Source organism: Candidatus Wallbacteria bacterium, from assembly GCA_028687545.1.
Taxonomy (GTDB): Bacteria; Muiribacteriota; JAQTZZ01; order JAQTZZ01; family JAQTZZ01; genus JAQTZZ01.
The window spans coordinates 98,513-111,070 of record JAQTZZ010000002.1 but is presented as its reverse complement, the minus strand read 5'-3'; the positions used below and the strand labels follow the sequence as shown (position 1 = coordinate 111,070).

Genomic DNA, 12,558 nt, shown 5'->3' with positions numbered 1-12,558 from the left:
TTCACGCATGATTGATGATACTAAACTATTGAAATGCAGTCAAATCAAAGCAATCAGGGATTTTCCCCCGTTTGTTTCCACCAGCTGTACAGCGCGAAATAATCAGCCGGCACCGGCACTGAATGCATATATCTTCCCATCATACCATGGTAACAGAAGAAGGGCTCTCCCTTCGAGCCTGACAGCCACCGGAGACGGCCAGAGCGTCCACCCTCTTGTATCATAAGCCCAGAGCCGTTCTCCCATCCGGTATTCCCAGATCCTGCTCCCGTCTGAAGCCCGTACTACATAAAGCGAGTTATCCAGTGATGGGAAAACTACAGCCTGCTCCCCCTTGAAATTGATCAAAAGCGGTGAACTTGCATTGTACTTTCCGGTTTGGAATTTCCATAAAACTGTGCCTTCCCTGGCGTCGAGACAATATAGATTGCGGTCAAAATTCGCGACAAAGAGGCGGACAGTTCCACCCAAACCGGTCAATGCTCCCGGGTAAATGCATTGCATTCCCATTTTGCATGTCCAGATTTCCTCCCCGGAATCCGCGTCAAGTGCATAGTAGACCCCGAATAGGTTTCCCGAGTAAAGCCGCCTTTGCGGAGTCGCTGCAACCATTGGCGAAGACGACATATTGACTGCAGTGGTGTGTTTCCAGAGCAGGCTGCCGTTTTCTGCGTCAAAACAATAGATGTTGCCGTCTTCGGAAGTGATGTACAGGCAGCCGCCGTCACCCTTCTTGATAAAGGCCGGCGAATACAGGGGACTTTTCCCGACAGCCTTCATCCAGACCGTGCTCCCGGTTTCAGGGTCCAGGCAGAAAACGACGCCGGCCTGTTCAGGCCTGACCGGCTTGTTGTCCGCATACCAGGCAGAGAGAAAAATGCGTTCCCGCTTTCCCACTGAACCAGAGATCGGGGAAGGGAAGATGCCGTCGAAAGCCGTGAAAGTCCAGGGATAGATCTCTCTGGACCAGATTTTACTGCCTGTACCTGCATCCAGGCAGTAGGCCACCCTGTCAGTGGAAACCACGAATACTCGGGTCCCATTTTGGGAATCGATCAGCAAGGGGGAGGAGTTGATCGGCAGGCCGGTGGAGAAGCGCCAGACCTTTGCGCCAGTCCGGGCGTCAAGGCAATAGAGATTGTGATCATAGCTGCCGCAGAAAAGCAGGGGCCTGCCTGAGACAGTTCCGGCAACCACTGATTCCGACCAGACGCTCATCCTTTTTCTGTATTCCCAGACATGCAGGCCTGGCGAAAAAGTCCAGAGCAGTTCGAGTGTATCAAAATTCAGATTCGTGCAGTTTTCCTTGCCCGGGCCGCCTCCTGCCATGTACCAGGGTGAATCGTCAGCTGGAATTGCGGCTGCCTGAGCGGTACAGGAAAGGAGCAGAAGCGGTATCAGGAGCCATTTAAACATCCGGTTTTCCGTCTCGCCTTCTGTATTCTGCAGTGCAGTTCTTTATGCAGCGTCCGCATGAGATGCAGAGCAGGGGATCGATTTTTCCCTTGAAAAGAGCGCCTGAAGGACATATTTTCCCGCAGGGCATGCCGCAGTCAATGCAATTGCCGTGGATGGAGTACAAAGAAGTTTTACTGCAGAGGGCCAGGAAAAAACCGGTCGGGCAGACATAGCGGCAGTATGGCATGCCGACAGCCAGGGCGGCCAGAATCACCAGGGGCAGTGAAATGATCGAAGAATAGTCGATTTCAGCTCCATACAGGGTGCACCAGACCTCACTGAAATAGATTCCCAGCACGCTGATGAAGAGGTAGACCGCCAGGATCGGATACTTCGCTTTCAACAGGGCAGGTTCCAGATCAGGCCTGAATTGAACCAGCAGCGCTATCCCCACCATGATAAAGCTCAGGATGGCAATCACGAATTCAAAGGCGAACTCATTGGCAGGCCAGACTTCATAGAGAAGCAGAGATGACAGAATCAGAAGCAGGGAAAGATAGATTTTTTTCGTGAAGCTTTGTTTCAGCGGAGAAAAGCGTCCGGATATTTCCTGCAGAAACCCTACCGGGCAGAGAAAACCGCAGAAAATCCGGCCAAACAGGAAAGTCGCGGAGCCCACGACCGCGATCAGCCAGAGCATGGAAAATGAGATCAGGTCGTCCTTGCCGATCTCGGAAAATCCGAAAGCTGCAAGCTTGACGATGCAGAGGCACTTGAAGAGAAAGAATACGAAAATGAAGGCAGTCATGATCCGGCAGAGATTCCGCAGGATTTCGTGGAAACTGGTTTTCCTGGCTAAGAGGAATGCAGCTAGAAGTAAAATTCCGAACACCAGTAAGAGAGGAAAGGCATCGATCCAGCTGCCTTTGATGGGAAGCAGCGGTTCAGACATGAGTTTTTTGATCGGATAGCTGATGTTCATCTGGGATTTTTCTCCGTCACGGCAGCAGCACCGCCTTCTTCCTGGTCTCATAAAGCCATTTCAAAACTATGAAACCCCAGAGGCAGATGATTATGAACAGCACTGAGAGTGGAGCCGCTTCACGCACTCCGAAGCGGGAAAAGTTGTCGTCGATCAGAATCGGGATTGTGGCCGGCCTGTAGGCGACTATCATCAGGCTGCCGGCTTCGGAGATGGCTCTGGAAAAGCAGAGGATGCAGCCGTTGAAGATACCGGCAGAAGCCAGGGGCAGCGAGACGCGGAGAAATGTGGCCAGGGGTTTCGCACCGAGCGAACGGCTGACATTCTCCAGCCTGCGGTCTACTCCAGAGAAGGCATGGATCGCGGAACGCAGCAGGAAAGGACTGCTCACGAACATCTGGCAGGCGATGATCCCGAGATAGCTCCCGGCAAAAGAGAGACCGAAACATCCGGAAAAGAATTCTCCCAGCGGGGTATTCGGCCCCAGCAGCACCAGGATCGCTATCCCCGCTGCAGTCTGGGGAACCATGATCGGCAGGTCGATCAGCGCGTCGATCACAGGTTTACAGCCGAATTCCTTTCTGGCCATGATGTAAGCGAGCGGTATACCGAATAAAAGGATCAGGATCGTGGAGACCGCGCTGGTCAGGCAACTGGTAAACAGGGCCTCTTTCAGTGCCGGAGAAAAGGATGCGACAAGCGTCTGCGCCTGGAACTGAAAGAGCAGGTTGATCAATGGGAAAAGCAGCAGGAGCAGAAGTAAGATTCCGATGCCCAGGAATATCTTCTCCATGGTATTTTCCACTCTGCCGGCAGTTTCCAGGACAATGTAGTAAAGAAATGAAAATAAGATAAAAGCAGGGATCCAGTAAGCTGATACCAGCAGAACCGAGGCCAGGAACAGGAAAAGGTAGCCCAGCTTGCGCTTGTCATGATACAAGCCTGAGAGCATAAATATCGAAAGCACAAAGAACAGCACTCGCCCGGCCAGGACGAAAATCAGCACGAACAGTAGAAGATAAGTGCACAAAAAGATTTCCCAGCTGAAACCGCGCCTTCCACTCTGCAGGGAACCGGAGAGTAAAAAAAAGAGATTGGCGCAGAATACAACCATCACCAGCGGCCAGTCTGTGGCAGTCTTTCCTCCTGGCAAGGGAATTTTTTCGATCACCTGAGGAAAGACAAGCAGGTGGATCAGTATCAGCACGACTAAAGCGGCTGCGATTCTGTCAATACCAGCTGTGCTTTTCAAAGTAAGCGCTCAACTCCTTCTTCAGATTTATTCTTTGAGATTCCCTCCAGACAAGAAATTCCCTGCAGTGCGCATCGTCGAAATTCTCATAAAGACTATTCAGGTGTTTCCGGAATTCAAGCAATGGTTCAGGGAGGTCCTTGAGAAGGGAGAGATTCGCAGCCACTTTTGCAAGCAGCAATTTATCGCCTGTTTCAGCTGCATATTTTGCCCCGTCCAGGGGATTGCAATGATAAAAAAGCAGGAGTTCTGTTTTGAGTTCGGCTGCTGTTGCCAGCGAAATTTCCAGGCTGCCTGCCGCGATCTGGGTTCTAATGGTCTGGATGTTATCAGAGAATGACTTCAGGGCGTTTTCCCAGTCCTTCCGCCCCAGATCTTCAGGCAGCAGGCGCAGCCAGTTTTCGAGCTTAGTCTGAAACAACATCCAGACAGAGGAAAGCTGATCCCAGTTAGTTCTGAAAACTGACGCTTCCGAAGTTCCGGTCTCATATTTGTTCAGCGAGAAGATCACGCTCCAGTATAGTTTGGCTGAAGCCGCCTTCATGTCATTGTTGGTTGAATCCATCACTGTGTAAGCCGGACAGGCTGAAGCAATTCTCAGCAGAAAAACGGCGCACAGCATGAGAATCCGGCTTTTCATGGCAGCAGTTTCCTCAGTTCACGAGGAAGATTTTCGGGGTGCAGCGAGGCTGCTTCCACTGTCTGATAGAAGTTGTCGGAGATTTCCCTGCTTTTCAGCATGAATTCACCGAATTTGAGGGCCAATTGCGGGTGGGGAGCACTTTCAGGGATCGTGAAGGCATAACAGATCTGTTGCCCAGAGACTGTAAATTCCTTCTCCCCGCCTCCGTTTACTTGGAAATCCACGCTGGAATAAAAAGCGGCTTCTGTGGTGGTACCCAGATTGATTTTATCCGGAAGGTCCACAAACTTCAGATTGAACTGCCTGGCGATCGATTCATAGATGAAAACGTAATCCAAAGCATAGCTCTGCAGGAGTGCCACCAGTTCCAGCTCGAACGGCCGCATGTTTGCCGGAGGGCAGTTCGCTTCAAGTGAGGCGGCGATGCTTTTCCCGGCAAGCTTTTCCTGATAGAAAACGTCTGATAGCTTCCAGCAGAAAAGCGTGCGATAGCCGCAGGGATCAAGGTCAGGATCGGCCCGTCCAAGTTTCACGTCCTTGCGGGAGAGGATTTCAAACCAGTTGTCTGAATTAATTTCTTCGCCGTATTTCGAATGTTCCCCATAGGCTATTCCCATTTTATTTCCTGCGAAAACAAGGGACCAGTCAGAAAACTTCGGATAAAGCAGTCTTTCAATTACCTGAGAATCCGAGACTGCGATGATGTCTGCCTGGCGATGCAGCTCAGAGGTTTTACGGCAGGCAGGGATGCTTCCTGAGGCCTCCAGGATGACTTCCACCCCGGGATTAGCGGCTTCGAATCCGGCTTTCAGATCAGACATCAGCCTGGAAAGGCTGCCGGCATGAAAGACAATCACCTGGGGAGAGTCCCCGCAGCCCTTGCAAAGCAGAGTCCCGGCTAAAATCAAGAGGTAAAAAAATCCGGTTGATTTTCTCATTCCGTTTAAAGTTTAACATTATCTTTTACCCGAGACCACAATATTTGGTAAATAGTTATCTTTGGGCTTAGTTGACAGATAGCAGGATCGCGGATAAAATTACTGATAGTTTCCAGATCCAGGAAATGCCGGGATTTTATTTGGCCTTGATTTATTTACATATCAGGGGGACAAATCACTTCTCCTCCGGAAAGGAAAAATATGAAAAGGCTCTTTCTAGCCGCTGTTTTAACTGCCATCTTTCCAGCCTGCGCTGATTTCGGCAGTGTGGATCTGGCTTTGCTGCTCAGGTTTCACCCTTACAACATTTTCTTCTATCTGCCTGAAAACGATGGATTTATAACAGCCAAATTCTTGAAAAACAACGAGTTCAGTATCCAGAATCTTGTTTATCTTCACTCGGATATGGTTACCGACGTAGAGAGGATGGGAGCACAAGCACTTCAGCAGATCAAAGGACTGGAAAAAGAAAACAAGCTGCTGGAATCCAAGAATCTCGAACTTTTCGAAAGATACCGGCGTGATCAAGCTGCCAGCGGCTCAAAAGCCTCAACTGAAACAGAAAAAGGTTATCTTTTGGAAAGGGAGAAAAATCGAGAACAAATCAGTAAAAACATCGGAAAAATCGATACTTTGACTGTAAAACTCGGTTCCTTTTATCTGGCAGGCAAAGATGAGCAGGATAAATTGAGGAAACAGATCAAGGACGATGTATTGGCTGCTCTTACCCGGTTAAAAAAATCCTGTAAACTGGAAAAACTGATATTTTATCCCGGAGCCCCCTCCAGAGCTGAAAACTGCTATAAATTTCCCATCCTGGAGCTCTGCAATCCTGATAAGGATAATTTCAATGATCAGGAACGGGGAAAATTTAACAATTTCATGAAATACGGGTTTTATTTCAGGCAGAATTTTTTAGCAGGCAGGGAAAATTTTATTCTGTGCGGCGGGGCTGATTATACCTGGGAAGCAGTGAGGATACTTTTTGAAAAATACAAGGTTTCCTCGGAATTGCAGGAAATTCTTATCAATACGTTCAAACAGGAGGAATCACGATGAAATACCTTTCCATCATTTTTTTACTGGCTGCCATCTTTGCTGCCTTGACCGAGCCGGTCGGCACTGTCGATCTTAACCTGGCGTTTTATTATCATCCTCAAGTGCTGCTTTATTATTATCCTGAGTTCCACACTTTCATGCGGCCGATCGAGGGCAGACTCACGGATTCGGTGATAGCGGACACTTTAAAAAACCGGAAACTGGAACAGGAGAGAATCAGAGCCAAAAACAAATCGAAACAGGAAGAAATAAAGAAAAAACTCAATGCTCTGGATGAGGAAAAAAACCGGCTCAGCATCAGAATCCTGGGAGAACAGAGCAGTATCTGGGAGCAGCAGCAGAAAGCTGCCAGCTCCAATCCTTCGGAATTAACCAACACCCTGAAACAGCATGAGGAAATGGAACGGGCCTTGAGCCCTTATCAGAAGAAGCTGGATTCCATTGAAATTCAATCTGATGAACTTAAATCCGAGCAGGAAAAATTGATAAACTCCGAATTTCTGGTGGAGTTTTATTCTCCTGCTGAAACTTCCAGGGAGATCGACCAGATAATGGCCGAAATCAAGGATACTCTGAAAAAAGTTGCAGGGAAGAGCGGAATCCAGCTGATTCTGAACAGCAGTTTTTATGATAATGAATTCAGCTCAGAAAAGACCACATCCCCCGGAAACGCGGGTGGGGATTATGACAGGATGAACATGGTCGTGAGCGGAGAACCGAAGACTCATAAAGACGATAAAGCGGGACCTGACGAAGGAGCAAAAATCTTCATCAAGTCTTTCATCTCCGGTTTCAGCGAAAAAAGATTACCCTTCAAAAGAGAGGATTTAAACGAATTCATTCTGGGTGAGAGCCATGATCTTACTGTTGATGTGGTATCCGCGCTCCTTGATAACAGCGAGATCAGCCCTAAATTCAAGGCTGCTGTAATCCAATACCTGAAGGATAGTTTGAAAGCGAAGTGACACTGCCTGACGAAACAATGGCGACTAAGGAAAGTAATATAATAATAATACTAATAAATTGCACGGATACTCTAGAAGATGAAAAATTATCGATAGGGGGAGCGGAGTAATGAAGAAAATCCTTGTATTGTTTCTCCTGTTTCTAATCGTTTATAGCGGATATTGTGCGCCTTCTTATGCCAACAGCGAGATTTATAAAAGGAACGGCCAGGTTTACATTCTGGTCGGAGACGGGCTAAACAAAGGCGTTTACGGGCCTTTCACTGAAAGCTCAGAGACAGTCATCGTGGACAATGGTTCAGACCCCAAGGCCAAGCGTCTTTTCATGCCCGGAGATTCCGGCAAGGCGATCGCTGTCGACATGTTCAACAATGTCTACCTGCTCTGCAACAAGACAACGGATTTCCAGACTCCGCGCGTCACACCCGCTGAGCTGGCTAGGCTTACTGCAGAAGGTTACGATCCTGCAATTCTGATCGGCAGGAACTTTTACCGTTGTGTGATGCAGCCGAACGGAGAGTGGCTGTATGCCGGCTATGGAGTCAACTGGTGGAATCTTGGTGGAGGCAGTGGCACCCACTTCGGCCATTATTACGATAATTATCAGAACAGATGCCTGCGCTGGCCGCAATGCGGATTTTCGACATACGGAGACTTCTGGGGCGGCGCAGTAGCCCCGCCTCTGTTCATTGCCGCCCATACCTATGGCGGGCCTGTTTTCAAGGACGATTTCGGAAATCTGCTGGTGCCTAACGGCTATGGCTTTGATACAAATAACCATGCGATTCTGCCTAATGGTTACCAGACTGCGATGCATGTCCAGCATTATTATGCTGTTTCCTTCATGTGTTCCCAGTTTGCCAGACTCGATAATTATCTGGAACGGGACCTGACCTTCTGGGATGATTATTATAACGACAGTCACCGGCCGATTACTGTTGCAGGAACATGGGACCCATATTCCGGGCAATTCAGCGCATTTGAACAGGTTTTTCACCTGTTTCAATGTAATTACTCTTATGAGGCATTGGGAGCATCCTGCGGCGATTCCCCTCCGGGAGAAAACTATGACAAACAGCCGATCGTCAGCCCCACAGGCCACATGGACATCGCAGTGAGCTGCACAGGCCGCCGGTATTTCTATACCACGATTCCAGACGAAATCCTGAAGATCGGCCAGATGGAAACAGTGGAAACGGATGCCCAGGGAATTGGCTATATGAAGCCTACTGCCATGACTGCCGCTTTCGTCCAGTGCAACCTTCCTGACAGAACGATCTCCATCGGCGCAGCTACCAAGGACCGCAGCTCTGACTGGTTTTATTATTCGGAATCCCCTCAAATGGCTGTCTGCGACCAGTGGGACGGGCTGGGCGGCATCAAATACGAACTATTGCCTGACCTCCGCTCTTTCAATCGCTCCAAGATGATCGGCGGTTACCAGATCGACCCCAGCGGAGGCCTCTCAGGAAGCCCCACTGAGGACAATACGATGAATTTCTCAATTCCTGCCACAATTCCAGGTACAATCGAAACCATCGCAGCCGACGGGAACGGGAATATTTATTATGGAATCAGGACCCAGGAACAGAAACCTGCAGGCTGGAATCCGGACACTGCCTGGCCTCCTGATCAGATCAAGAACTTGCAGGATTACACCTATGTTCCGCTGCCCGGTGATCCTCCCCCCACACCTGCACAGGCAGCTCTGACAAAAAGATGGGTCTCCGTACTGTCTGACGGCTGGTATTACCGTGTATACAGGGTCAAGGAAAACAATATTGCAGACCATTACCTGATGTTCAAGATTTTCATCGGTGGCAATTTATACCTGCGCCAGGATTATGGCTGGATGGCAGGAAACCAGGTGGTCTGGGATCCTCAGTTCAGTCATGGAGCAGTCTTGGACCTGAGTTCAGGGATCGATGTTAGAAAACTGGATTTGGATATTGCTGTGGTCAATATCGCAGGACCTCCGATCGCAGGCGACGACATATCACATGTGGATTTCGCGCTCACTGACGGAAGCATGAATCCGATCCAGCCCAAGGATCCGACCAAACCCAATGACGACTATGTTCCTGAAGACCAATGGTGCGATTATTACATTGAAAACCCGCCTTCCTTCGCAGGCGACCGGCTGAACAAAAACAACAATTACGGAGAACAGACACTCAAGAACCATCAGCCGGTGAATTTCAACGGATTCACAGGCGGCTACCCGATCGGACTGATCGAGGGCACGAATGCAGGGCCTGGTCTGATTTACTATGTGCGGGTGATCGATGTGCTGCAGAGCAACAATGTGCTTTATGAGTTCTGGATGCCAAATGCCACGAGCGGCAACAAAGTCACAGGTGAGAAAGTAGATCCGACTGTCACTCCTGTGATCGACGGCCAGCCCCAGAATGTGCTGACCAATGCCGGCCAGGGCGTGAAGATTGACATCAAGGTAACCAACGAGCCTGACAACTATTTGTATCTGGTCAGCGGCCAGCCCCAGATCGAGCGCAAGGGATTCAAGATTCTCTTCAGGGACCGCGGCATTTACAAAATCCAGGTGATGGGAGTATATCAGCGCTATAATTATGAAACCATGAAATATCCTTCTTTCATTGATGAGCGCGTTTCCCTCGGTTATGCCATGGCCACCTCCTGTTTTTCCACAATTGACTGGAGAAGCGCTGCCTGCTTCCTGCCCGGAGGTTACACTCCGTCAAATCCTCCGGATGCCTGGAAAAAATCCAATATGAACTTCATCGCAGAACACGTGGTGCATGTTGGCAACGAAAATGCGCCTACCCCGGGTTACATCCATCAGGTCAATATCCATGCCCCGCAGCAGGTGGACGAGGATACCGGAGTCCCTATTTACGCCACATTTTATGTGCAGTGGGGCAAGTATTTCCAGTACCATTTAGGAGACGCATCGATCACATCCAAAGTGGACAGTTATGATGGTGTGGGCATCTGGAACTACGACAAGCCATCGCCAGGCGGAGACGGCCGGAAGCCCAACAATTACAAACCTTCTGTGAACACTGACATCAACGACAAGGCTGCCTGTCTGACCGGCAGCCCGGGCGACCTGGTCGCAGGCGGAAGCGCTGACATCAACAGTGACGGAAAATCCACTCTGGAGGACTATCCCTATAATGGGATTGACGTTCCTGTCAGCAACGATAATGGCACCGGAATCTTCGGCACATCTCAGCTCGACCCTGGCGCAGGTAACTCCCATCTAGACAGGAAAAAGGACTGGGGCGAAATCCAATACCACTGGTATGTGGGTGCCTTCATCTTTGATAACAGTTCAGGTACGCCCATCTATCGCTGGACACAGACCATGATCAAAAAAGGAGATTTGTCAGACGACACAGTGGTGGAATACAGGAACAATACAGATGGGCCGCTGGACGAGACAGTGCCCTGGGACACCTGGAATCCTCCGAACTTCGCGGACAGGCAAGTATTCAAAGTCAAGCTGAATCTCACACCCCAGCAGAAGCTGTTTGAATTTGTGATGCCTCTGTCCGGCGCACCTGATTCCAAATTCGCCTGCTATTATCTCTGGCTGGATTTCGATTACCCGTGCGTGAAATGGGAACCCCGCGACCAGGTTCCTGATGTCGTACCTCCAAAGTATAATTACTATGACCTGACTTGCGATACCAAGAGGCATACCAGCTATCATGACATAGACACAGCCTCCCCGAATTCCAAGGATTTCGGGTATCAGATCGAAGTCGTGGATACAGAGGGCCCGGCTCTATATTATTACGTCACTGATGATTACGCGGACGGCGGCACCACAGCCGACCTCTTCCCAAGGGAAATCCAGTATGTGGTCCTGGACAACAATCCCAATGTGGCACTGAAGCCCAATGATTTCAAGCTCAGGGTCCAGATCGAAAACCCGACCGCCAACTCAGGGAACAGGCGTTTCGACCAGCTGCAGGACCGCACAGTGGACTCGGTTTACACTGATTACCAGAGCCAGCTTGATACCAGCGTCCAGATCCCTGAAGGTTCCCTGGTAGACCTGAGCGGTGACAGCAAGATAGATGATGATTTCGCACTTCTGATCGGGTCAGTGGATACCCCTCCTGATGATTCCAGTTACTACCATGTGAGCCAGCCCGGAAAATTGGGCGGACTCATGAGATACATGCATAGATTCCTCTATCTATACAACCCAAAAGACACCGTGGGTCCGCTGCCTGAAAACTATGCCAGTTACCTTTACTGGTATGTCTACGGCACAGACGGCAAGGGCAATTACCTCAATTCCAACGGCACTCCGATCATACCTCCGGAAGCTGCAGGTGAGGCAGTAGATCCGATTGCCCCATGGAAGTATGCTGCCAAGCTGCTGGTACACGACAATGACCCGCCTGAACTGTCATTCACTGTCGTAATTCCCAAACTGAACAGAGTGATCAAGTATCAGGTGGCGGATGACGACAGGGATGACATCTTCCTGGAACCGAAATATGGATTCGGGGATGAAGGCATGGGCGGCACCAGAATCGACGACTCCACCACTCCAGGCCTGACTGCCCTTGTGGATAATACGGAATGGGGCGGGACCGGACTGAATCCGCTTAACAACGGCACCAGCGAGCGCGGAAAAATCCGGATCATAGTCACAGGCGACGGGAAAAATGAGCCCAGGCTGGTTGATGGGAATGACGAGACTGTCGACAAACCCCTGAACATCTTCGATTACTTTATCGACAAGAATGTATATTCTCTCGATGCAATTGATCAGCCGATGCCGGGTAACAACTACATGAAAGCGGAGTTTTTCGATTTCAGTCAGTACATAGGAGACAAGACTCCTGACAAACCGAATGTGCTAGGCATAGACGAGGACATGAGAGTGGCATTCGAAGTCAAGGCCAGGGATAATGTGGACTGCATCGAGAACCAGCCATTCATCTCCCACAACCTGATCGAGGGACACAATGGAGCGTTCCCTGTGACATTCGCCGGTAATGTGAAGATCGAAGTCAAGAAAACACCTGGCGTTACCGATCCGGACGGGGCCTGGATCAATCTCCCGACTGAGAATATCCCGATCATGACAGACAACACAGGCCATAAGCATGCCATCTTCTTCACGCAGTTCAAGGAAAGCACACGCCTTGATTTCGAGCAACTGCCGCTGGAACCTGAACTGCTCAAGATCTCTGTCACAGACAAATCCAACAATACCAGGGCGATCCTGGTGCCTTTCTGGATCCTGGACACCAAACTGATGGACGAACTGCTGAAGAGACAGAAGACCAGAATCGAATACAATCATGAGTGAACCAAAA

Annotated in this window: 8 protein-coding genes; 3 read left to right on the top strand and 5 right to left on the bottom strand. The window is 49.8% G+C overall.

The annotated features are described in order from the left end of the window. Positions 1–102: 102 nt before the first annotated feature. Genes PHW04_01445 through wtpA form a run of 5 tightly spaced genes read right to left on the bottom strand, consistent with a single transcriptional unit; the run spans position 103 to position 5,213 of the window. Positions 103–1,416, bottom strand: coding sequence for a PQQ-like beta-propeller repeat protein (locus PHW04_01445; GenBank protein ID MDD2714536.1), 1,314 nt, complete (start codon positions 1,414–1,416; stop codon positions 103–105). Continuing rightward, positions 1,409–2,431, bottom strand: a complete 1,023-nt coding sequence (locus PHW04_01440; GenBank protein ID MDD2714535.1) for a 4Fe-4S binding protein — start codon at positions 2,429–2,431, stop codon at positions 1,409–1,411. Before PHW04_01440 ends, PHW04_01445 begins: the two co-directional genes overlap by 8 nt. Next, complete coding sequence (locus PHW04_01435; protein MDD2714534.1) at positions 2,397–3,632, bottom strand: ABC transporter permease; 1,236 nt, start codon at positions 3,630–3,632, stop codon at positions 2,397–2,399. The genes PHW04_01440 and PHW04_01435 overlap by 35 nt, the downstream gene beginning before the upstream one ends. After that, on the bottom strand, positions 3,610–4,272 hold the full coding sequence (locus PHW04_01430; GenBank protein ID MDD2714533.1) for a hypothetical protein: 663 nt from the start codon (positions 4,270–4,272) through the stop codon (positions 3,610–3,612). The genes PHW04_01435 and PHW04_01430 overlap by 23 nt, the downstream gene beginning before the upstream one ends. After that, the gene (wtpA, locus tag PHW04_01425; protein ID MDD2714532.1) at positions 4,269–5,213 is read right to left on the bottom strand and encodes a tungstate ABC transporter substrate-binding protein WtpA; all 945 of its coding nucleotides are present in this window, start codon (positions 5,211–5,213) and stop codon (positions 4,269–4,271) included. Before wtpA ends, PHW04_01430 begins: the two co-directional genes overlap by 4 nt. 201 nt (positions 5,214–5,414) lie before the next feature. On the opposite strand from wtpA, the gene PHW04_01420 reads away from it, so the two are divergent. The 3 genes from PHW04_01420 (at position 5,415) to PHW04_01410 (ending at position 12,551) form a co-directional block, all read left to right on the top strand. Further along, on the top strand, positions 5,415–6,272 hold the full coding sequence (locus tag PHW04_01420; GenBank protein ID MDD2714531.1) for a hypothetical protein: 858 nt from the start codon (positions 5,415–5,417) through the stop codon (positions 6,270–6,272). Then, positions 6,269–7,237, top strand: a complete 969-nt coding sequence (locus PHW04_01415; protein ID MDD2714530.1) for a hypothetical protein — start codon at positions 6,269–6,271, stop codon at positions 7,235–7,237. The genes PHW04_01420 and PHW04_01415 overlap by 4 nt, the downstream gene beginning before the upstream one ends. Positions 7,238–7,346: 109 nt before the next feature. After that, a complete protein-coding gene (locus PHW04_01410) occupies positions 7,347–12,551 on the top strand; it encodes a hypothetical protein (GenBank protein MDD2714529.1) in 5,205 nt (1,734 codons plus the stop codon). Positions 12,552–12,558: the final 7 nt, after the last annotated feature.

Excerpts from the sequence above, each read along its gene's own strand:
- PHW04_01420 (MDD2714531.1), top strand. The coding sequence starts at position 5,415 with ATGAAAAGGCTCTTTCTAGCCGCTGTTTTAACTGCCATCTTTCCAGCC.
- PHW04_01415 (MDD2714530.1), top strand. The coding sequence starts at position 6,269 with ATGAAATACCTTTCCATCATTTTTTTACTGGCTGCCATCTTTGCTGCC.
- wtpA (MDD2714532.1), bottom strand. The coding sequence starts at position 5,213 with ATGAGAAAATCAACCGGATTTTTTTACCTCTTGATTTTAGCCGGGACT.
- PHW04_01445 (MDD2714536.1), bottom strand. The coding sequence starts at position 1,416 with ATGTTTAAATGGCTCCTGATACCGCTTCTGCTCCTTTCCTGTACCGCT.
- PHW04_01430 (MDD2714533.1), bottom strand. The coding sequence starts at position 4,272 with ATGAAAAGCCGGATTCTCATGCTGTGCGCCGTTTTTCTGCTGAGAATT.
- PHW04_01410 (MDD2714529.1), top strand. The coding sequence starts at position 7,347 with ATGAAGAAAATCCTTGTATTGTTTCTCCTGTTTCTAATCGTTTATAGC.
- PHW04_01440 (MDD2714535.1), bottom strand. The coding sequence starts at position 2,431 with ATGAGACCAGGAAGAAGGCGGTGCTGCTGCCGTGACGGAGAAAAATCC.